This is a genomic window from Paraburkholderia aromaticivorans, from assembly GCF_012689525.1.
Taxonomy (GTDB): domain Bacteria; phylum Pseudomonadota; class Gammaproteobacteria; order Burkholderiales; family Burkholderiaceae; genus Paraburkholderia; species Paraburkholderia aromaticivorans_A.
Map to the genome: position 1 here is coordinate 838,395 of NZ_CP051514.1, position 22,465 is coordinate 860,859.

Here is a 22,465-nt window from a genome sequence, read left to right on the forward strand (position 1 = left end):
TGACGCTTAAGCGCATCGCAAATGCGGTTCAGCCAACGCTCGCCTGAGCGCGCATGGCGAGCCAACCCTCATGGTCTTTCGCCCACAGTTCCACGCTTTTGCCGTCGGCACTGGGTTCGCCACAAACCGTGAAAGCGTGCCCCAGCAGAATTGGACGCACGGCCCTGAACGTAAAGCTTTCAATCGGGGTGTCAGGCATCTGCCTGTGCACCAGGTCGATCAGCAATGTCGCGATGAGCGGCCCATGGACCACCAGGTTGGAATATCCTTCGACCTCGCTTGCGTATGCCCGGTCGTAGTGGATTCGATGACTATTGAAGGTCAGCGCCGAGTACCGGAAGAGCATGGCCTCGGTCGGGTTCACCTCGTACTGCCAACGTGCCGCGGCGGGTGCGGCGGTCGGCTCGGGTGCGGACGCGCCCGCCGTATAGGCTTCCCGATACACGATATCCTGCTCTTCTTCAATGGCAAGCCCACGCGCACCCGTTATCTGATGGCTGACCGTAACAAACCCCAACCGCCCACTCCGCCCTGACTTCTCCGAGATATTGAGCACCGTGGAGACGCGCGTGGCCGGTTGGCCGATTTTCAGCAACGATCTGAATTGCAGCCGGCCGCCCGCCCACATGCGCCGGGGCAAGCCCAGATCAGGCAGGAACCCGCCCTTTCGCGGGTGGCCGTCAGGACCCAGATCACTTTGTTTTGCAAGCGGCCAGAAATACAACCAGTGCCATAACGCGGGCAACAGATCACCGTCCTTAGGTATGGCGCGATGATCCAGCGTCGCGCTCAGTGCAGCGGTGGGAGCCAAAGCAATGTAGTCCGTCAGACGCATGGCGTCATGGTGGGTCAGGTCAGTTTTCGCTTCTTCCATTTCGCACACGATGTCAGGTCAATTGCACCAGCGTTGTACTCACACCAGCGCGCCACACATTGGCGATCGCTCCTCCACTGTGTGGCGGTTGAAAAATAGTTCGGACTTACAATGCCTCGACCATTTCCGGCACCGCTTCGAACAGATCGGCGACCAGTCCGTAGTCAGCGATCGAGAAGATAGGCGCCTCAGGATCCTTATTGATCGCAACAATCACCTTGCTATCCTTCATGCCAGCAAGGTGCTGGATCGCGCCCGAAATCCCGACAGCGACATAGAGTTGCGGCGCGACGATCTTGCCGGTTTGCCCAACCTGATAGTCGTTCGGTACATATCCTGCATCGACCGCCGCGCGGCTTGCGCCGAGGGCAGCCCCAAGCTTGCTGGCCAGCGGCTCAAGCACCTTCGTATAATTTTCCCCGCTGCCGAGACCGCGGCCACCCGACACGACGATCTTCGCGGCGCCCAGTTCTGGACGATCCAGCTTCGTGGTCGTGCGTCCGACAAAGCGAGTGCGGCTGAAGCCGTCTACCACCTGAATGGACTCAATCGATGCGCTTGCCTGGTCGGCCGGGTCTGCCGAGAATGCGGTAGCACGTACTGTCAAGACTTTGATCGCATCCGAGCTGCGAACAGTGACGATGACGCTTCCCGCATAAATCGGCCTTTCAAAGGTATCGGCGCTCACGACTTTCGTGATCTCGGAAATTTGCGCAACGTCCAGCAATGCGGCAATGCGCGGCGCCACGCTTTTCCCGAATGCAGTGGCCGGTGCCAAGACGTGGGTATAGTTTGCCGCGATCCTGACGACCTGGGCGGCCGTGGTCTCGGCCAGGCCGTCCTGCAACACGTCGCCGTCCGCAAGCAGCACCCTGCTTACACCGACCGCTTTTGACACCTGCTCCGCAACCGCGCTGCAGTTTTTACCCGCGACGAGGACGTGAACCTGTGTCCCGCACTCGGTTGCTGCACGCACAACGTTCAACGTGACCGGTTTAAGCTGCTGGTTGTCGTGTTCTGCAATGACCAGAATATTCATATCACCCATCCTTACAGTACTTTCGCTTCGTCGTTGAGTTTCGCGATCAGTGCAGATACATCCGGAACGCGAACGCCGCCGACGCGCCTGGACGGTTCCGCAACGTTCACCGTCGTCAGACGCGGCTTGATATCGATGCCAAGATCCGAAGGCTTCACGGTTTCGAGCGGTTTTTTCTTCGCCTTCATGATGCTCGGCAAGGTCACGTAGCGTGGCTCATTGAGACGAAGATCCGTCGTCAACACAGCGGGCAGATCGAGCGACAACGTCTCCAGTCCGCCATCAACCTCGCGCGTCACGGTCACGGTGTCCGCGGTGACGTCGATCCTGGACGCGAATGTTGCCTGCGGCAGATTTCCCAGCGCGGCGAGCATCTGTCCGGTCTGATTGCAGTCGTCGTCGATTGACTGCTTGCCCAGGATCATGAGCTGAGGATTCTCTTTTGCACGCACCGCGTTCAACAATTTCGCCACCGCCAGCGGTTCGAGCCGATCCTCGGTTTGAATCAGAATGGCGCGGTCTGCGCCCATCGCCAGTGCTGTACGCAGCGTTTCATGATTAGCGGCGGGACCACAGGTCACCGCAACAACTTCCGAAGCCACCCCAGCTTCCCTCAGACGCACCGCTTCCTCAACGGCAATCTCGTCGAACGGGTTCATGCTCATCTTGACGTTCGAGAGGTCCACGCCACTCCCGTCCGCCTTGACACGAACCTTCACGTTGAAATCCACGACACGCTTTACCGCCACCAGTACTCTCATCGATCGCACCCTATTGAAGCTTCCGAATCTCAGCGCCTTCACTTCACATGCGCTCCCGGTCAACGCTTAGCCCGTCCGGACAGCGAAGATAATACATTATGCATCATATGTTATAGTTGTCAATGTTCACCTGCGCTCAGGGAACGGCGAGGCGTCCGGGTCGTCCCACCGGTCGATGCCCTCGCCTGCTCCGGCGTGTGTAAACCTTGTTACCGACAACTACTCCAAGGAGATCATCATGATGCGCTTCAAAGACCAGGTCATCGTAGTGACCGGTGCGGCCCGAGGTATCGGGCTTGCCGCCGCACGGCAGTTCTGCCGGGAGGGCGCGCATGTGTTCATTAACGACATGGACGCAGAAGCGGTGGACCAAGCCGTGAAAGCCGTGAAAGCTGAGGGCGGCAGCGTGAGCGGATTACCGGCCGACGCAAGCGACGAAGCATGCGTCAGCGCGAGTGTGAAACAGGTGATTGCAACGCATGGGCGGATAGATGTCCTGGTCAACAACGCAGGCATCATGATGCGCAAACCCGCGGAAACGCTCACACCGCAAGATTGGCGCCGGGCCATGTCCATTAATCTGGATGGTGTTTTCTACTGGTCGCATGCCGTCGCACACGACTCAATGATTCCGCGCCGGCGCGGCGCCATTGTCAACGTGGCGTCACTCGCGGGTCTGGTCGCAATCCCGAACGGCGCCGCTTACGTCGCCTCCAAACACGGGGTTGTGGGCCTGACAAAGGCACTCGCGGTCGATTGGGGACGCTATAACATTCGCGTCAATGCGCTTTGCCCCGGCATGACATGGACCGATCTTTTCAAGGCAGATCAGGAGCGCAATCCGCAGATGTTTGTCGAGCGTGAGCGCAGAATCCCGTTAGGCCATGCCGCACAACCGGAAGAACAGGCACACGCAATCGCATTTCTGGCTTCGGCTGAAGCGTCTTCCGTACACGGTCTCATTATGAACGTTGACGGGGGCAACCTCGCACTGTCATCAGGTTCATCGCGTCCAGCCCACCCGTAACGCGTGCCGCCGATTGAGCATCCGGCCAGCCTCGAATCCCGCTGGACCGAGGCTGTCACAAGGCCGCGCCCCCTGCCTGCGCGGCCACCCGCGATTACTCCGCGCTTACTCTCCGGTGACGACGGTACCGTTCGCAATCAGCTCGTTGACTTGCGCTTCGGAGAGGATTTCACCCAGTACCTGACGGGTATGTTCACCCACATGGGCAGTGGGTTCATTTCGGTTCGGGCGCTCACCGTCAAAACGCCATGGCGGACGCACGAGCGTCTGGCCAGAGGGTGCCGTGCCCAGCAATTGCAGCCATTCGACCTGCGGATGCACAGCCAGTTCGCCGAGACTCAGTACAGGCGCGTACGGCACATCCGCTGCCGTCAGTCGCTGCTCCCATTCGTCTCGGGATCGCCTGCAAAACTCCGCCTCAAGAATCTCGACGAGCGCATGATAGTGGGCGGAAACCGCCCGATCCGGGTAGCGGCGAAAGCGCGGATCATCCAGCAAATCTGGCCGTTCGATCGCCCGGGTCAGGGCGCCCCAGAATTTCTCCGATCCCGAGAGGTGTAGGGCGATTGCACCACCAGACGCCGTGTTCAGGCAGAAGTTCTGCGCTTGCGGATGCCTCGATTCACGCGTCGGATCCTGAGCCGTCTCCCCGCGTTGCGTGACCGCGTCAATGGTGAGCATCGAGATGGCCTCCAGCAGGGAGGTTTCGACGCGAGCGCCCGTGTCATTGCTCGAACGGGCGCGTCCCACAAGCGCCGCGAGAATACCCATGGTGGCACTCACGCCGGTAATCAGATCCGCCAGGCAAGTGCCTGACAGGCGCGCGTCTCCCACATCATTCATCATGTGATAAAAGCCGCCGTAACTCTGCCCGATGGTGTCATAGGCCGGCCGGTCCATGAGCGGGCCACCACTTCCGAAGCCCGAGACCGACATATAGACGAGCCGCGGGTTGATTTCCCGGCAAACGTCTGCGCCCAATCCTAATTTGTCCATCTTCCCCGGTCGCATATTCTCGGTCAGAACATCGAAACGGGGCACCAGGGCCTTAACGAGATTCACGCCGTCACGAGATTTGAGATCCACGGCGACACTTTTTTTGCCCGCGTTGTACTGGACGAAGTAATGGCTAGCGTTGCCGATTCCCCTCCTGAAGGCTTCACCTTCCAGCGGCTCGATCTTGACCACTTCCGCGCCCAAAGCAGACAGCAACATCCCGGCGTACGGTGCGGAGATATACGCTCCGACCTCCAGTATTCTCAAGCCATCTAGCGGCTTACCGCTCATTTCAACGCCTCCTAATCAAGTCCGAATCGGGAACAGGCAACCTTAACAGAGGTGCAACACGCGCTCATTCATCGATAGCCTGCTCATTCGCGCGATTTGATAACAATTGGTCGGCAACCATTATCTTGCATAATGCATTATTATACAGAAGACACACGTGCGAAGGCTTAGGGCAAACCCGAAGAGTCACGTACATTCCCCTGACTGAACACGAATTCGGCCCCCTGACGTGCCTCTAGATTCTTATATTCTTAATGTGACTCAGATGAAAAATACGACCTTTGATATGGCCCCTTGCGGTCCGGACCGCGTCCCGCAAGGCACGCGCGGGCGCCTCGCGGGTACTCCCGATCCAATGCATTGGTGGCATACCGAGGAAAATATGCACATTGCGGGCGATTCCTGGGGCCTGCCTTCCTCCCCTCTCGTGGTGTTAATGCACGGTGGGGGGCAGACACGGCATGCGTGGCGTAACACGGGAAAGGAGCTCGCCGATCGCGGATATTACGTGGTCGCATTTGATGCGCGAGGTCATGGGGACTCGGACTGGGCCCCAGAGGGAGACTATAGCCAGGACGCATTCGTCCGCGACCTTGCGTGTGTGGTCAAGGCGCTTGGAGGCCCCTCGCCTGCGCTAATCGGTGCTTCGCTAGGTGGGAATACCGCGCTAGCCGCCATCGGCGAAGGACGCCTTGAGGCTGCGGCGCTGGTGCTGGTGGATGTCGTCCCCAATACAACACGCGCAGGCTTCGACCGAATCCAGGCGTTTATGAAACAGAAGCCGGAGGGGTTTACCTCACTGGAGGAAGTCGCTGACGCCGTGAGTCAGTACCGTGCGGACGGACGGCGCCCGCGTAGTCTCGATGGCTTGATGAAAAACATTCGACAAGGCGCCAACGGCCGTTATTACTGGCATTGGGACCCGCAGTTCCTGGCGTCCCGGGAAGACGATCTGGCTTTGCGACATGCCCGCCTGTCACTAGCCGCGCAACATCTGAATCTGCCCACCATGCTTGTGCGTGGTGGCAGCTCCGATGTCGTGACCGAAGAAGGTGTTAGCGAGTTTCTCGCACTGTGCCCCCACGCCAGGTACATCAACATCAAAGAAGCCGGCCATATGGTCACCGGCGATGACAACACGGTGTTCGGTCGAGCAATGACTGAGTTCCTCGACGAGCATATCGTCGATAGTTCTCGTTGACACCAGATCGGGCGGCGCGAACGCTGAGTCCGCGTCCAGTCGATATCGGTCGAGTCTGCCTCGATCGGCAACCTCGATCTTCCCTGGCAGGATCCCGACAACAACATTGACGGAAAATGTTGCCATCACGCATTCTGTATAATGCATTATAATTGAAGGCATGAACAACGCCTGAAGCTTGTGGCGGCGCACGAAAGCGCGTCTTTCGCTCAAGTCGCCATGCTGTGCGCAAAAGGCCATCTCCGGAGGCAAAGACAACATGATTACAACACAAACGGCACGCCAGGGACCACTGGCAGGACTACGGGTGGTCGAGGTCGGCGGTGTGGGGCCGGCTCCCTTCTGTGCGATGCTGCTAGCCGATCTGGGCGCTGAGATTATCCGGATCGACCGGAAAGCCCCCTCCGAAAGTGGACTGCCGGTGGATCGTCAGTATGAGGTGATGTTTCGGAGTCGGCGCTCTATCGCGCTTGACCTGAAAACGCCGGAGGCGATTGAGGTTGTCACGCGACTCATCCGGCGATCGGACATCTTGATCGAGGGGTTTCGCCCTGGCGTGATGGAGCGCCTGGGACTCAGTCCGGACGCTTGCCTGGCGCTCAATCCCAAGCTGATTTATGGACGGATGACGGGCTGGGGACAGTCTGGCCCGCTCGCGAAAGCGCCTGGCCATGACATTAACTACATTGCGCTATCCGGTGCATTGCACGCCATTGGCAGCAAAAATGGCGCGCCCGAGGTGCCCTTGAACCTGGTCGGCGATTTCGGTGGGGGGGCGATGTATCTAGCCTTCGGCATCATGTGTGCACTCCATGAGTCGCGATCATCGGGTAAAGGGCAAGTGGTCGACGCAGGGATGATCGACGGCGCCACATCGCTCATGACGATGATTTACGGCCTGTTGGCGGCAGGTTACTGGACCGACGAACGCGGATCTAACCGGCTGGACTCCGGTGCGCCGTTTTATGGCGTGTACGAGACGAAGGACGCGCGCCATATTGCCCTGGGGTCCAATGAAGCACGGTTTTACAAGGAGACGCTGAAAGTACTCGGCTTACAGAATACTGATCTACCTGACCAGCACGACAAGTCGCATTGGCCGCAGTTGAAGGCGATCTTCGCGGAAGTATTTAAAACCAGAACACGCGACGAGTGGTGTGAAGCTTTCGACGGCACGGATACATGCTTTTCTCCTGTGCTTTCTCTGGCTGAAGCGCCGGGCAATCCTCACCAGATCGCGCGCGGCAATTTTGTTGAATGCGGCGGCGTCGTTCAGCCAGCGCCAGCGCCAAAATTCAGCCGGACCAAAGCGGGAACACCGTTTCCGCCCGCGAAAGTTGGCGAGCACACGGTCGACATCCTGAAAGAAAATAGCTTTAGCGACGAGGACATACAACGACTACAGGAAGCGGGTGCAATCTGATGCACCGCGTGTGACTGGCGACCTGGGTTTCAACGAAGCCCGGGTCGAGAAACGAAGGACCTCGCCTGATGCGATGCGACCGCCTGTGAACACCGGACCTTGGCACCAGGGGTGCTTCGACCGGCACACACGTGAGTTTTGACTGAAACGCGCCGTCCGACGTTTCCGGTCATCAATCAACGCCCTTCGAACATGATCTGTCTCCGGGATTCATCCCGGTTTCAGGTTATTCAGCCGCGCTCTTTTGTTCTGCCTGGCTCGATGTGTGCTGGCGATCGAATGTCGCTACCATATGTTCGCCACCACTCAGGATATGGCGGAACATGAGCGACCGCGCGGATTCTGCATCGTGTACGCGAATCGCATTGACAATGATGGGATGGTAGTCGACAGCGCCTTGAAGCTGTCCCTCAATGCTAGCGTAGAACCAGTTCGGCAGTTGCCGCGTGAGGTTGCCCAGCAGTTGGGCCAGTCGGGCAGACTGCGCCGACAGGTTGATCTTACGATGGAACAGATGCCCTAACCTGGCAGCGAGTGCGTCCTGGCCACTCGCCACTGCACGCTGATGTTGCGCGTCCAGGTCCTGAAGGGCTGCGATGTCCTCTTGAGTCATGTGCACGGCCGCGCGCGCTGCCAGCTCTGCGCCGATCGTTGCCTGTGCCCAGAACAAATCGAGCAGATCCTCCCGGCGCAGTCCCACGACCACAAACCCGCGCCGCGGAATCAGCCGCACGATTGACTCGCTTTGCAGCAGCAACAGGCCTTCGCGCACGGGCGTGGAACTGACTCCGAGTTCGCTCGCAATCGCATCGATTCTGAGAAACTCGCCCGAACTGAGCTTGCCGGATATGATCTGTTCACGCAGATGCATTGCGACAGCTTCGGACAACTGGAGCTTTCCCATGCCGCCCTTGAAAGGAGAGCTGTCATCTGCTCCCCGGCCAAGATGCGGCCCCACTCCGCTATGGTCATCATGCGCTGCGATGCGTTCCATGTCCTGGTCCCTGTGCTGCGATCAAAAAGTGTAGATAAACTGCCTTATCGATAATATATCATGCCTCGCCAGCTAGGCGAAGAGACCTGGCTGTCTGATCAATCATCGTTGTAGCATTGACGGTCGCTTTCTCGTCGCGGCCGGACTGGCGCCGTTGTGCGGCGAATCCCCTCCCTCAACTTGTACGTCGTGCCGCGGATAGAGCCAGCGAACAGCGCAGGGAATTTGGTGTTATGTTAGCATTTATAATGCATAATACACGAACTGGAAATTCTCGATAGAGCAAATGTCCAGGCGGGTCATGGCGATGACGGGACCGTGTTACTGGCAGTTTCGTCATATCGACTCAGCGCAGTAGAACGACCTTTTCGATGGTCGCCCACAGGTTATGGACAAGGAGTGATTCGATGCCGCACACGCTGAACATGCAAGCTTTGCGAACGCTGATTGACAAGGAGGCGATACGGGAGGCCATCTGCCGCTATGCGCGCGCAGTGGATCGCGGCGACTGGGACCAGGTGCGGTCGGCCTATCATCCGGATGCATACGATGAGCACGGCGAGTATAAAGGTGGCATCCCGGGGCTTATCGAATGGCTCGATCGCCGGTTTGACGGTGTAGATAACTCGATGCATTTTCTCGGCAACTGCCTGATCGAATTTGCGACGCCAGATGTCGCGTTGGTCGAAACGTATTTTGTGAGCCGGCGTCTGCAGCCCGCGGCAGACGGCGATGACAACGCAGGTGTGGATGATGCAATTGCGCGTGAAGGCTGGGGCCGCTACGTTGATCGCTTCGAGCGTCGCGACGGTGAGTGGCGCGTGGCGCACCGGACTGTCGTGCTAGAAGCACTTTCGCACTACATTGCGCTCGGCGGCAAACGCAAAGACGGCGTGCGCTGGGGACACCGCAGCCACAACGACCGGCTGTATGAAGTCGAACGAGAAATCTTCGGCGTCCGGTAGCGCGCCATTCTCAGACGGGACGATGACCTGCTCTCACCCGCGTGTTCAACCCCGTGAAAAATGCCGTTCGTCTCCTGACTGAACGGCATGCCCATCCTCACGGCGGTGGACTCGTCCGCGCTACGGCAACAATGCGACAGCGCGGAATAGCGAGCCACTTCGGACGAGTTACAGCGTCGTTGCCATGCCGCCATCAACCGGAATGACCGCGCCCGTGACATACGCTCCTGCCTTCGAAGCGAGATAGATTGCAGCGCCCGCCATATCGGAGTCGCCGGTGAGTCGCTTGAGGGGTACCGGCTCGACCATGGCTTCCATGCCTTTGATCTCGAGCGTTGTAGCGAGCATTTTGCTCGGGAACACGCCCGGTGCAATGATGTTGGCAGTGATATGCCTTGATGCGAGCTGAGACGCGAGATGTCGCGTCAGGTGATGCAGCGCGGCCTTTGAACTCGAATATGCATAGGTCTCGTGGCCAGGTACGTGGAATGCATCAATAGACCCGACATTGATGATGCGCGCGGGATCACTGGCACTGCCTCCTGCGCTGAGCAGCGGCACCAGATCCTTAACCATAAAAAACGAGCCCTTCACGTTCAGGTCAAACACTTTGTCCCAGCCCGCTTCTGGATACTCAGCCAATGGCGCGGCCCAGATCGCTCCGGCATTGTTGATCAACACATTGAGAGACTTCTCGTGCTCGCTGAGTCTGGCGATCAGTCGTTGCCGGTCTTCACTCGATGCAATATTGCAAGGAAGTGACGTGCATGCACCGAATTGCTGCAGGCTTTGGGCCGCCTCATCACATTTTTTTGCGTCGCGCGAACAGATGTACACCCTCGCGCCCGCCTTGACGAACGCTTCCGCCATGGCCTTCCCGATTCCGCGACTGCCGCCTGTGACCAGCACACTTTTGCCAGCGACTCCAAACAACTCATCAATAACCGTCATGACACCCTCCCGTTCCCGTTTGCCTACTCGTCTTTGCGCTCGACGAACCCACTGCCCTCACGGTGCTCACAGACCGGAATCGTCGTAACAGCACCGTCACTCCCGAGGATCAAATCCTCGAGCTTCCCGCATCGTGGAACTCATCCCACACTGCTGACTATTCCAGAAAAAAAGCCGGACAATCCGATCTGGGCTGTGAAATTGCTTCAAACAACCCAGCGTCATAGTGGGTGACGCATCCCCTGTCCCTCTGCGGACGACACAACCCCCGCACCCCTCTGATGAGGTCGCTCTTCAGAGATCAGCGTTTCGCTTCCGCACCCAACATGCATAATGCATTATCAACGTCGAGAAAGTCAATCGTGTCAGCGCCGCGATCTACCGCCTCGGGACTGACGTAACGCATATTTTTTCCCAGCCAGAGAAGCCTCGAAACGCCCCCAGCCGCGAATCCGCGAGGACTCTTTCCCGAAACTATCAAACCGCTCAGAGATGAGCTCGCTGGAGTTTATGCATTCTTGCCGAGGTGGTACGCGCAAGCGAGCGTAAACACCAAGTACGTACGCTACATTATGCATTATACTGAACCCGACACGTTACGAACGTTTCGAGCCTGATATCCGACGCTGGCTGGGCGATGTTTGGCTGAAGACCCACCGACAGGCTGTCAGTCCACGTCACAGACCGGGTATTACGCAGATCCATGGGCGCCAGACATATCGTAGTACTTATGATTTGAACAAGTGAAACGGAGACATGATGTCGACCAGTACAATGACCGTAAATGGTGCAATGGGCATGAGTAAAAAGGCAATTTTTTTTACGGTGCTAGGGAACGCACTTGAATGGATTGATTTCGCAAGTTACGCCTACTTCGCAACCGTCATTGCGCATCAGTTTTTCCCTACTCAGGATCGAACCACTGCGTTGATCAGCACATTCGCGGTGTTTGGCGTTGGGCTGATTGCCAGACCGCTCGGGTCAATCGTCTTTGGGCGACTTGGCGATGCGCGCGGCCGCAAGACGGCGTTAATGTTCGCTATGCCGATGATGGGTCTCGGCACCTTGCTCATTGGCGTCATGCCGAACTACGCGCAGATTGGCATCGCCGCACCCATCTGCCTTGTCATCTGTCGACTGTTGCAGGGCTTTTCAGCGGGTGGCGAAGCTGGCAACGCCATCACTTTCCTGATTGAATGGGCTCCGCCCAGGCGCCGCGCACTGTATGCATGCCTTCAGCAGGCAAGCGGTGTGTTCGGGACGGTGTTTGGTTCGGCAGTGGCCGCCGTACTGTCCACGACCATGACTCACGAGGCACTGGAAAGTTACGGATGGAGAATCCTCTTTATCGTAGGCGGCGCAGTGATCGCGCCTGTGGGGTTCTATCTGCGCGCGAAAATTGATGAGACGCCCGCCTTCCTCGAACAGCAGCATGCCAATCCGGTCAATGCCCGGCCGGAAACGACCAGCACTACGTCCACCTGGACGGCTTGCTGCAAGGCTATCGGGATGACGATGATCTGGATCGCGTCCTACTATGTGTTCCTCTCATACCTGCCCGCCTTCCTCTCAACCCACGCTCATTTACCCAGTGGCGTCGCACTCTGGGGCAACACCGCTGGCCTGATTACCATGGCAACGTCCATCGTCCTTTCGGCTGCAATCTCGGACGTCGTCGGACGCAAACCGTTGTTGATCGCGGTCGCGAGTGCCTTCATCGTATTGCCATATCCGCTTTTCAGTTTCTTCCTCAGCAACACATCTACGCCACTCCTCGTGATGTCGCTGGTCGGTGTGGGCGCCCTGGTCGGCGTCTTTGCGGGCGTGTTCCCGGCAACGATGGCGGAAATGTTCCCCACGCGTCTCCGTTCAGGCGGCGTATCGCTGGCATTCGGCCTCGCCACCGCAATTTTCGGCGGGTTTGGATCGTTGATTTCTGAGGCATTAATCAAGATTACCGACTCCCATCTCTCGCCAAGCTATTACGTCATCGTGGCTGCAATCATCTCCCTGCCGTTCATTTTGTCCCTGAAAGAGACCGCGCATCAGCCGCTCAAGTAATTTCATCACGATGGGTTTAGCCCCAGTCAGGCACTTCGGATACCGGCTGAAGTTCGATACAGCTGACACCCGGGGCCTGAATAGAGCACTCCGTCCCTGCTCTAATCGATGTGTTACAGCGCCGCGCGGCCAGACGAATAATAAGAGGAGCGTCACTCACTCGAATCGCACATACCGATCACTATCCCCTGGAAACCCCAGTTAGTCCGTCAATCAAGCTATCTATAAATAAGTGGAGATCTCCGATGAAGAAGTCCGTACTTTTCGGCATGTGCCTTGGCATCACGAGCGGAATTGCCTGCGCACAAAGCAGCGTTACGCTTTATGGCATCGTGGACGAGGGTTTCAACTTCAACACCAATTCGAACGGGAACCGTCAATACTATCTGTCCAGTGGCGTACTGCAGGGAAGCCGTTTTGGCCTGCGCGGCACCGAGGACCTGGGCGGCGGGCTGTCGGCGATATTCGACATCGAAAATGGCTTTGACGTCAACACCGGTAAGCTCGGACAGGGTGGACTGATGTTCGGCCGTCAGGCTTATGTTGGACTTTCAAGTCCCTACGGAACCGTGACACTGGGCCGCCAGTATGATTCGGTCGTCGACTATATCGGTCCACTCGGGGCGGGAGAACAATGGGGCGGGACGTTCGTTGCCCACCCAAGCGATACGGACAATATGAACAATACGGCCAGAACGAACAACGCCATCAAATACACGAGCGCTACCTATGGCGGCCTTCGTTTCGGCGGCGTCTACGCCCTGGGCGGCGTGACGGGCAATGTCACCCGCAATCAGATCTGGTCGCTCGGCGCAAGCTACGCCAACGGTCCGTTGCAATTAGGCGTTGGATATCTCAACGTACGTAATCCCAACACGTCGTTTTATGGCGCCGGCGGCACCGTCGCACCGACCGCGGACGGTGTCCCTGGCTCAAACTTCGGCGCGTCCCCCATCATTTCTGCCTATGCGTCGGCACATACTCAGCAGGTTATCGCAGCTGCAGGCGCGTACGGCTTTGGTGCGGCCACCATTGGTGCTGTATATACAAACGTCAAGTTTATGTCTCTGGGTGACCGCACTTCCGGCCCGGTTCCGGCTGGGGGGGTAAGCGGCACCGCGACGTTCAATAACGCTGAACTGAATTTTAAATATCAGATTACACCTGCCTTGCTGGCCGGCGCATCGTACGTGTACACGAGAAATAGCGGCGCTAGCGGAATGGGCAGTGCGACATACAATCAGGGCGCACTGGGCATCGATTATTTTCTCTCCAAGCGAACGGACGTCTACACCACGGCAACCTTCCAGAAAGCAAGCGGTACCGACTCGACCGGAAAAACCGCGGTCGCTTCAATCAACGGCATCACGCCTTCCACCTCCGATCGACAGGCCATGTTTCGCGTTGCGATCCGGCATAAGTTCTGAAGATTGACGAGAATACCGCCGTGGAGAATATTGCCGTGAATGGGTAAACCGATCTGGACCCTCCCGTATACGTTCGGGGACGATCGAACTGCCTTTCTGGGCAACACCTCAAAAGCGTCGTGTGGAACCACCGCGAGACCCGGGGTGGTTCCCTACCGAGAAACCATGCACCTGATTTAAAACCGGTCGAATAATGGAAGCTATGGTTCCGCAAGAAAACTGACTCAGAATTAAAGCAACCCGCTACTGCAATCGGACGAGTACGCGCCAGGTTCTGTAACACTCAATTCATAAGGAGACGTGCGCATGAGCACACTTGTCGAAACGCTTGCCAATTTCACCGCGCAGATCACGTACGAACAACTCCCGTCAAACGTCGTAGAAGAAAGCAAACGAATCCTGCTCGATTCCATCGGATGTGCGCTGGGCGGACTTAGCCATTCGAAGGGGACCATAGGCGTCGACTATGCCCGCATCATGGGCGCCGGCGTGCCAGGCGCACAAGCCACCATTCTGGGCACCGGTGAGCGTGTGTCGACCGTTGCGGCATCTTTCGCAAACGGCGAATTGATTAACGCCCTTGATTTCGACGCGGTGCTACCGCCGGGACATGTCAGCCCCTATGTGCTTCCCGGCGCGCTAGCGGTATCGGAAGCCAGTCGCGGCTCCGGGAAAGAACTCATTTGCGCCATCGCTATTTCGCACGAGATGTCGAATCGCATCGGTAAAGCGACAGACTATTTGCGCGACATCAAGAACGGCAAGGTGTCCCCTCCGCCCGTCTACGGCTACGCCAGCACCGTGTTTGGCGCCACTGCTGCAATCGGTCGAATCAAGGGCTATTCGAAAGAGGTGTTGGCAGACGCGTTAGGTATCGCTGGCAGCATATCGCCAGTCAATTCTCATTGGGTATGGTCACAGCATGCGCCAGCGACAACCATCAAGTACACCGCGGCCGGGCCGTTGGTGCAGTCTGCGATGGCTGCGGCGCATCTGGCAGAATTTGGACATCGAGGCGATTGGCGCATGCTGGACGACGCCGAATTCGGCTATCGCCGCATTATTGGCAGTACACGCTGGGAACCACAACACATCGCAGCCGGACTTGGCGATGAATGGGGCTTTCCGCGAGAGCAGACTTACAAGCCCTATCCCCATTGCCGGATCCTTCATGGGCTGCTCGACTGCCTGACGGAGATCGTCGAAACCAATGATCTGAAACCAGGCGAAATCGAGAGCATCAAGGCGTGGGTCGAGGGCTTCGTCATGCAGCCGCTTTGGCTTCTTCGCGATATCGAGCACGTCACCGATGCACAATTCAGCGTAGCGCATGGACTGTCAGTCGGCGCCCATCGAATTCCGCCGGGCAAGGAATGGCAATCGCCAGAAGTGGTATTCAACCCGTCGGTCCTTGCTCTGATGGATAAAGTCAGCTTTGAAATCCATCCGGACTATGAAAATCTATTGGTCGGTAATGCGGCCAGTCGTCCTGCCAGAATCGAAGTCCGCGCCCGAGGCCAGTCCTTCGTGGGAGAAAAGCGCTACCCGAAAGGCAGCCTCTCACCGGATCCACAGACCAGGATGACGAATGCGGAATTAGCCGCCAAGTTTGACCGCAATGCAGAAGGTGTGGTGGCGCCACGCAACGTAGCGCACGCGATCGATGCACTTCTTTCGCTGGAAGACGTTTCAGATATCAGCAGCGTGATCCAGCTCCTGTCAAAGTAACGCGATGGATGCCCGAACGGCAAAACGTAAGCGGAGAGCGCATTATCATGACCGAAGCACAGGAAGAGAAGCTGCTAGCCTTGCTGGACGAGAAGACGATTCGCGAATTGCTCGCGCGGTACTGTCGCGGTGTTGATCGATGCGACTCCGCCCTGATTGCCAGTTGTTTCCACCCCGACGCGCGCGACGATCATGGGAACTGGCTCTCGCGAGGCGACGAAGTGGCGGACCATATCGTAGGCCTGGTGAAGCCGGGAAGTGCCCGTGCGATGCATTTCATGGGCAATATCCTGATCGAAATCGATGGGGACGTCGCCTACTCCGAGGCTTATGTACTGGCATATCGGGCGTTTGAGCGCGGCGGTCAAGCGTACACGCGCACGCGGGCGCTGCGCTTCGTCGATCGTCATGAGCGGCGGGATAACGTCTGGCGTATCAGCGAACGCGTCGTGGTCGACGAATGGAATCGTCTCGATGCGGTACTTGAGCAACAGGACAGCTCGCATCTTTTCCGGTTTTCCGCCAAGGATACGAGTGACCCGGTGTATGCGATTCGCGAAGGCAACGTGGCCCGTCGGCATCTGGATTGAAGCGCGGCCAAGGGGTCGCTGATCGCGTTGTCAAACCCACGTTTGACAACGGGTTGAACTGAAAGAATGAGCGCACGGGCGCGGATGCTCAGCGTCGTGCCTGCCGACCTATATCGGGTGCTCACATCACACGGAGGTGGTGCTGTATGAATGACGATTCCCAAACGTTAGAGCGTGCCGTTGCACAATTCGTGGTTAATTTCAGTCCCCGAGATATCAGTGACGGTGCGCTGGAGGACATGAAACGGCTGGTCAAGGATCAACTGGCAATCCAGATTGGATCGTCGCAGCTGCCGTGGTCAAAGCAGGTCCGTCGCTTCCGGGATCCCCGTGCGGGGGACGCAACAATTGTCGCTGAGGGTTTCAAGTCGACGCCGGCGGATGCGGCGTATCTGAATGCAGCCTATGGTCACGGCTTTGAATACGACGATTTCGCGGGCAATGCGCATCCGGGCTGTTGCGTCGTACCCACGGCATTTGCAGTCGGCGAGCATATTGGCGCCAGTCTCGAGCAGGTCGCGACAGCGCTCGTTGCGGGATATGAGACCTATGTGCGGATCGGGCGCCTGGCGTCACCGGATCTGCTCAACGCAGGCTGGCAACCTCATTCGGTTCTGGCAAATTTCGGGGCGGCGGCGGTGGCGGCGAAGCTGTATCAACTCGATGAAGAGCAAACGCTGCACGCGCTCGCGATTGCCCTGAGCCATGCGAGCGGGACAACCGAATATGCGTCAACCGGCGGTTCGGTCAAACGCGCGCATGCGGGGCTGGCAGTGCGCAACGGCATCGAATCCGTGGAACTCGCCCGCGCTGGCATCACCGGACCGCTCCGCTTCCTGACAGGCGATCGTGGCTTTTACCGCACGTTTATTCGCAAGTCTGTTGGAACGGAGGCGATCAGCGATTTTCGCACCGACGCACCGTTGCAACTTCAGCAGATGTCGTTCAAGGCGTACTGTTGTTGCGCCGCCAATCACGCGTATATCGAGGTGATGGCCAACGTGCGGGAGCACGCCGGCGAGATTACTCGCATCGATGCGAATATCCAGACGATGGCGGATGCCATTGTCGGAACGCGCAATGCTCATATCTACGCGCCGCGCAATATTGAGGAATTGCAGTACTCGCTTCCGGTGCAGATGGCGCTGTCAGCTTTGGGCAAGGGCAACGGATATCGCACACATCGTGATTTTCTTGAAGGGCGTCTGAATCTGACGGCCGATTCGGAAGTCATCGACTTTGCGCGCAAGATCCACCTGACTGTCTCCGAGGCACTTGATCAAGCTTATCCGCGCCATTTCGTGGCCGACGCGAGGGTCCATTTCAAGGACGGCTCGTCTGAGCATCTCTTCCAGGAGCGCGCGACAGGCAGCGTGCTAAGGCCATATCCCCCGGCACAGTTCCAGGCCAAGCTCGATGAATTAACTCACGAAGTGATTGGTCAGCGCCAAGCCGATCAGCTATTCGGTCTTATCGATGCGTGGGAACCGACGATGTCGGTTCGGGACATAACGACGCTGTTACAGCGGTAACGAGATCACGGCAGTCCGCTCGTCTTCGCCCGGTACTGTCAACAGAAGGAGATCACCTGATGAAACCAGGATTCAGGATTGGCGTCTTGGGCGCTGGCGCGATGGGCGGCACACTCGGAAGCCTGCTCGTAAAGTCTGGGCATACCGTCATGTTGTCGTCGCGTCATCCGGACGCGCTCGCGAACCGAGCAACGGACCTTGGCTGCTGTGTCGGCACGCTTGGCGAAGCTGCAGATTTTGGCGAAATCGTCATTGCTGCTTTACCACTGCATGCACTTGACGACGTCCCCGCCAGGCCGCTCGCAGAAAAGATCGTTGTCGATGCAATGAACTACTATCCGGAGCGGGACGGTGTGATTACAGAGCTCGACGAGCACCGGACAACGACGAGCGAGCGGGTTGCAAGACACCTGAATCGCTCGCGGGTAGTCAAGGCCTTCAATGCTATCCTGGCACACGATCTGCGGAGCGATCGTCGCCCGCTTATCGACAGAGACCGTCGTGCACTGCCCATCGCTGGGGACGACGCCGCAGCAAAAGTGCTTGTCGCGGATCTTTGCGTGCAATTGGGGTTTGACGCGCTCGATGCCGGCACGCTGGCGGACAGTTGGCGCTTTGAGCGAGCGAAGCCAGCCTATTGCTTTCCCCTCACCCTCGCGCAGTTGCGTCGTGCACTAGCGTGTGCTGAGCGTGACAAGGAACTGCCGCACGGGTCCTGGCGATGATGGGCGCAAAATGTTGACCGTAGCATTTGACAGGTTCGGTGGGCCCGAAGTACTTCATCTGATTCACCGTGCGATGCCTACGCCTGATGCGGACGATGTAGTGGTCAAAGTAATCGCTTCAACCGTTTCTCCGACAGACATCATGATGCGTGACGGCCGACAGGCGTCATTGATGAGCGGCCTTAACCCGCCCTATATTGCCGGCTCTGAGTTTGCGGGAGTCGTGCATAGCCTTGGCGATGCGTCTGATTCCAGGCTTACGGTCGGAGCGCCAGTAATGGGCATCGTCAACGCTCGCAGGCCGGACGGGGGCGCGCATACCGAATATCTTCGCGTGCCGGCAGCGTCGGTTGTACCCATATCGCCGGACATTGATTTGGGGCATGCGGCAAGCGTTCCAATGAACGGCATGTCGGCGATGCTTGCCCTCGAGGCGCTCACGCTGCCTGTCGAAAGCAGTGTGTTCGTGACGGGTGGCGCAGGTGCCGTGGGCGGCTATGTAATCCAGCTCGCGAAGCTCGCCGGTCTGAAGGTCGTGGCCGATGCCAAAGAATCCGACATCGGCCTTCTACGCCTACTTGGTGCGGACGTCATCGTTCCACGGGGCGACGACATGGGTCCAGCCATCCGAAAAATCTACCCTCAGGGTGTCGATGGACTCGTCGACGCTGCGCTGCTTGGCGAGCGCGCGGCCGCAGTCGTACGCGAGTTCGGGCCTGCATTGACGCTACGCAGATCGCATCCAATTACTAATCCTCAGGTACGTGCCTGCTACATTAACGTCTTTGACCGTGACAGGGATACTGCGTTGCTCGCCTCGCTAGCGCCTCTGCTGCGTGACCGCAAGATCACTCCGCGTATTGCGATGCGACTGCCGATGTCCGAAGCCGCCGAGGCCAATCGCCTTGCCGAAAAAGGCGGACTGAGGGGAAGGTTGATCCTGTCGACGATTGTAGATGAGAGCGCCCGGATCGAGGAGATCGAGGCGCGGCACCAAAGGAACACTGCAAAAATACCTCGTTAGCCCCTCGAAGCGCTCCAGCCTGAACAACGACAGGGATCCTACGCATCGTGCCGGAGCAGCGTCATCCCTCTCCAGGATTGCCGAGTATGGACGACCTATCGCTTACATCGCGCACCTGACGACGGGATCGAATCTGCTGGACGCGGTGTTGGCGGTAAAGTTGAACGTCCGCGCCGCTGGCGCCGCTCGATACAACGGCCGGCCACCGGACAAGAACTGACCGGCGGCACTATCAGGCCCTCCTGAAGCGGTGCGCGCGCGTCGCGACGGCATATAACCTCATACCCGAACGCACGAAACGCCCCGCTCGCTCAATTCTGTTAGCGTGAACCGCCGCTCACAACGAGGCTTTCGTCGGTCATCCAGCGAGCGTCGCCGGAGGTGAGGAACAGGGCGACGCCCGCGATATCGCTTGTTCAACAATGAGGCAAGCGGCGTCGCATCGACAGTCGAGCCCTCGAAATCTGCCCCATGAAGCCGGCGGTTTGCGTGTCTTCTGTCGCAACCATGTCGGGGTTTACCGGAATTGATGCAAATCCCGCGTGGGCCGAGTTCACGACCGAGCACGCCGGTGATGTTGTCTACTGCGCCCTTCCTTACGGTATAGACCGCGCTGCCCGGCGGCGGGATGCGGCTGGCTTGATCGTCAAGGCGGCGAATTCCGCATTTGCCCTTGCCGCATCCTGATTTCGGGGCGTTGCCTTCCAACATGAACGCGAACGTACAGGCTTAGGTATAATGGAGGTGAGATTATTCCCGATGCGGGCCTGTGCATGCCAACTGAAACCACCCCCCTCATCACGGTTCGAGATGCCGCCAAACGGCTCAACGTGACGCCCAGAACTCTTAAGTACTACGAAGAGCGCGGCCTGATCATGCCGATCCGCAGCCAGGGCCGCTACCGACTCTACAGCGAACGGGACCTGGAGAATCTCGCTCGCATACTGCGGCTCAGTTCGCTCGGCTTCTCGCTCCAGGCGATCACCGAGATGCTGAAACGCCCGCTGGAGCCGATTGGCGACGGACGAAGGGGCTATTCGGTTGAATCGCTTCGGCAGATAGGCGCGGCTTTGACGCAGCAGATCGAAGCGATGGATGCGCGCATTTCAGCGGTACGCCGCGAGCTGAAAGAGGCGCAGTCGTTAAGAGGCGAACTAAGCGATGACCTCGAGTATCTCGAAAGACGAATCGCGGGCGCGGATTCGAAAGACATGATCGGTGAGCGGGCGGCAGCTCGCAAGCGGCGAGAAAAAACGCGCACAGATGAGGACACGGGGGCATGAGCATCCTGCCGTCGTCACAGCTGTTCACGGAAAGGCGTGGACGGGAAGTCCTTTTGCCGTGGGTCATTGCGCTCGCTACCGGGCTCGACTATTTTGACAACTCCATTTTTTCTTTTTTCACCAGGTACATCGCGGGAGGGATCAACGCATCCACGGACGAACTGGTCTGGTCGGCGAGCGCTTATGCTGTCGCATCCGTGCTCGGCATTCTCCAGCAGCAGTGGTGGGTCGAACGGCTCGGGCATCGCCGCTACTTGACCGGATGCCTGATACTCTTCGCGACATGCTCGGCGATCGCAGCACTCAGCGAGTCATCGATCGAGCTCGCGATCGCGCGCGGCGCCCAGGGCTACTTTATCGGTCCGATGATGAGCGCGTGCCGGATTTTGATTCAGGTCAGCTTCGTCCCGCAGCGCCGCGCCACAGCGACACGTCTTTTTCTGATTTTGATCCTCCTTGGAAGCGCACTCGCCCCGTTAATTGGCGGTTATCTGGTCGCTTACTTCGATTGGCGCGCACTTTTCACGTGCACAGCGCTCGCAGGATCAGGGATCGCGTTGCTCGCCTTTCTCACCGTGCCTTCGACTGGCCGGCTGCAACCTGAGGCACGCGGCGACGCACACTTCTGGCCATACATCGTCTTTGCTTTTGCGCAGGCCTCCCTTCAGATTGTCATGCAGCAGGTTCGTTTCGAACTGTTCGTCGGTTCTCCTGAACTCGTGTTTCTCACGACGGCCGGTTTGCTGTCACTCTGCTGGTTTGTATGGCATCAATGGCATGATCCGAACCCGCTTGTGCGCCTGCATGCGTTGCGCGAGAAGACTTTTCGCACGGGGATCGTACTGTACATACTCTTCTACTATACGAGCAATGGATTAGGGTATCTGGTTTCAAGCTTTCTGGAAGGTGGCCTTGGCTACCCGGTTGAGAATGCGGGGCGCCTGGTCAGTTTTACGTCACTCGCGTCCGTCACGATGGTCTTTGTTTATTTTCGCTATTCGGCCGCTATCACGCACAAGAAACTGATGATCGTTCCCGGCTTTTTGCTGGCTGCGGCAATCGGCATCTGGATGGTGCACTTACCGCCCGACGTCAGCATGCCGTGGCTCGTGCCGCCTCTCCTGCTGCGTGGCCTGCTACTCCTGTTCATCGCGCTGCCAGTTGCCAACGTAACCTTCCGGATTTTCGCCATCGAAGAATTCAATCACGGTTACCGCTTCAAGAACATGGTCAAACAATTGACCTACTCTTTTTCGACGGCAACCATGATCATTTTCGAGCAACACCGACAGGCGTTACATCAGACGCGGCTGACCGAGTTCGCGAATCCATTCAACCCGGTCTTCCTGCAAACGCTGAACGGACTCACTCGTGCGTTCGAGGGCTCGGGTCACACCACGAGTGAGGCGAACGAACTGGCGACTGTCGAGATCAGCCGCGTCATCGCGCAACAGGTGAGGTTCCTGAGTGCGCTCGACGGGTTCTATCTGCTGGCCGGCGTCGCAATCTGTGGGGGAATCTTTGCCCTGCTACAACGCCAGATCGATTGAACGCGTGCATTCAACCATGTATA

19 protein-coding genes are annotated in these 22,465 nt (G+C 58.1%); 13 read left to right on the plus strand and 6 right to left on the minus strand.

What is annotated here, in order from left to right; genetic code table 11:
* Positions 1-28 precede the first annotated feature (28 nt).
* From HF916_RS03905 to HF916_RS03915, 3 genes are all read right to left on the minus strand, one after another.
* Positions 29-874: a MaoC/PaaZ C-terminal domain-containing protein gene (locus HF916_RS03905; RefSeq protein WP_168787880.1), complete on the minus strand. Its 846-nt coding sequence runs from the start codon at positions 872-874 to the stop codon at positions 29-31.
* A 106-nt stretch (positions 875-980) separates the two neighbouring features.
* Complete coding sequence (locus tag HF916_RS03910; protein WP_168787881.1) at positions 981-1,913, minus strand: electron transfer flavoprotein subunit alpha/FixB family protein; 933 nt, start codon at positions 1,911-1,913, stop codon at positions 981-983.
* 11 nt (positions 1,914-1,924) lie between these two features.
* The gene (locus tag HF916_RS03915) at positions 1,925-2,674 is read right to left on the minus strand and encodes an electron transfer flavoprotein subunit beta/FixA family protein (protein WP_168787882.1); all 750 of its coding nucleotides are present in this window, start codon (positions 2,672-2,674) and stop codon (positions 1,925-1,927) included.
* Positions 2,675-2,912: 238 nt separating this feature from the next.
* Here HF916_RS03915 and HF916_RS03920 point away from each other — a divergent pair, with 238 nt between their 5' ends.
* Complete coding sequence (locus HF916_RS03920) at positions 2,913-3,701, plus strand: SDR family NAD(P)-dependent oxidoreductase (protein ID WP_240975346.1); 789 nt, start codon at positions 2,913-2,915, stop codon at positions 3,699-3,701.
* 105 nt (positions 3,702-3,806) lie between these two features.
* Here the strand turns inward: HF916_RS03920 and HF916_RS03925 are convergent, their stop codons facing one another.
* Positions 3,807-4,988, minus strand: coding sequence for a CaiB/BaiF CoA transferase family protein (locus HF916_RS03925; RefSeq protein WP_168787883.1), 1,182 nt, complete (start codon positions 4,986-4,988; stop codon positions 3,807-3,809).
* A gap of 265 nt (positions 4,989-5,253) precedes the next feature.
* Here HF916_RS03925 and HF916_RS03930 point away from each other — a divergent pair, with 265 nt between their 5' ends.
* Both HF916_RS03930 and HF916_RS03935 read left to right on the plus strand, forming a co-directional pair.
* Positions 5,254-6,189, plus strand: coding sequence for an alpha/beta fold hydrolase (locus HF916_RS03930; protein WP_240975347.1), 936 nt, complete (start codon positions 5,254-5,256; stop codon positions 6,187-6,189).
* Between the two features lie 259 nt (positions 6,190-6,448).
* Complete coding sequence (locus HF916_RS03935) at positions 6,449-7,612, plus strand: CaiB/BaiF CoA transferase family protein (RefSeq protein ID WP_168787884.1); 1,164 nt, start codon at positions 6,449-6,451, stop codon at positions 7,610-7,612.
* 226 nt (positions 7,613-7,838) lie between these two features.
* Here HF916_RS03935 and HF916_RS03940 read toward each other — a convergent pair whose 3' ends face one another.
* On the minus strand, positions 7,839-8,606 hold the full coding sequence (locus HF916_RS03940) for a GntR family transcriptional regulator (RefSeq protein WP_240975348.1): 768 nt from the start codon (positions 8,604-8,606) through the stop codon (positions 7,839-7,841).
* Between the two features lie 407 nt (positions 8,607-9,013).
* Between HF916_RS03940 and HF916_RS03945 the strand changes: the two genes are divergently transcribed.
* Positions 9,014-9,571 (plus strand): nuclear transport factor 2 family protein, encoded by a 558-nt coding sequence (locus tag HF916_RS03945; protein ID WP_168787885.1) that lies wholly within the window; start codon positions 9,014-9,016, stop codon positions 9,569-9,571.
* Between the two features lie 168 nt (positions 9,572-9,739).
* On the opposite strand, the gene HF916_RS03950 is transcribed toward HF916_RS03945, so the two are convergent.
* Positions 9,740-10,522 carry an SDR family oxidoreductase gene (locus HF916_RS03950; RefSeq protein ID WP_168787886.1) on the minus strand — a complete coding sequence of 261 codons (783 nt, stop codon included), beginning with the start codon at positions 10,520-10,522 and terminating at the stop codon, positions 9,740-9,742.
* A 759-nt stretch (positions 10,523-11,281) separates the two neighbouring features.
* Here HF916_RS03950 and HF916_RS03955 point away from each other — a divergent pair.
* The 9 genes from HF916_RS03955 to HF916_RS04000 all read left to right on the plus strand — a co-directional run bounded on the left by HF916_RS03955 (position 11,282) and on the right by HF916_RS04000 (position 22,442).
* Positions 11,282-12,583 (plus strand): MFS transporter, encoded by a 1,302-nt coding sequence (locus tag HF916_RS03955; RefSeq protein ID WP_240975349.1) that lies wholly within the window; start codon positions 11,282-11,284, stop codon positions 12,581-12,583.
* Between the two features lie 245 nt (positions 12,584-12,828).
* Positions 12,829-14,010 (plus strand): porin, encoded by a 1,182-nt coding sequence (locus HF916_RS03960; protein ID WP_168787887.1) that lies wholly within the window; start codon positions 12,829-12,831, stop codon positions 14,008-14,010.
* Between the two features lie 306 nt (positions 14,011-14,316).
* A complete protein-coding gene (locus tag HF916_RS03965; RefSeq protein ID WP_168787888.1) occupies positions 14,317-15,738 on the plus strand; it encodes an MmgE/PrpD family protein in 1,422 nt (473 codons plus the stop codon).
* Between the two features lie 47 nt (positions 15,739-15,785).
* The gene (locus HF916_RS03970; RefSeq protein WP_168787889.1) at positions 15,786-16,328 is read left to right on the plus strand and encodes a nuclear transport factor 2 family protein; all 543 of its coding nucleotides are present in this window, start codon (positions 15,786-15,788) and stop codon (positions 16,326-16,328) included.
* Between the two features lie 146 nt (positions 16,329-16,474).
* The gene (locus HF916_RS03975; RefSeq protein WP_168787890.1) at positions 16,475-17,860 is read left to right on the plus strand and encodes an MmgE/PrpD family protein; all 1,386 of its coding nucleotides are present in this window, start codon (positions 16,475-16,477) and stop codon (positions 17,858-17,860) included.
* Between the two features lie 59 nt (positions 17,861-17,919).
* On the plus strand, positions 17,920-18,585 hold the full coding sequence (locus tag HF916_RS03980) for an NADPH-dependent F420 reductase (protein WP_168787891.1): 666 nt from the start codon (positions 17,920-17,922) through the stop codon (positions 18,583-18,585).
* Between the two features lie 10 nt (positions 18,586-18,595).
* The gene (locus HF916_RS03985) at positions 18,596-19,609 is read left to right on the plus strand and encodes an alcohol dehydrogenase catalytic domain-containing protein (protein ID WP_168787892.1); all 1,014 of its coding nucleotides are present in this window, start codon (positions 18,596-18,598) and stop codon (positions 19,607-19,609) included.
* 773 nt (positions 19,610-20,382) lie between these two features.
* Entirely contained in the window at positions 20,383-20,892 is a 510-nt protein-coding gene (locus tag HF916_RS03995) for a MerR family transcriptional regulator (protein ID WP_168787894.1), read from the plus strand.
* Complete coding sequence (locus HF916_RS04000; protein WP_168787895.1) at positions 20,889-22,442, plus strand: MFS transporter; 1,554 nt, start codon at positions 20,889-20,891, stop codon at positions 22,440-22,442. The genes HF916_RS03995 and HF916_RS04000 overlap by 4 nt, the downstream gene beginning before the upstream one ends.
* The last annotated feature ends 23 nt before the right edge of the window (positions 22,443-22,465 follow it).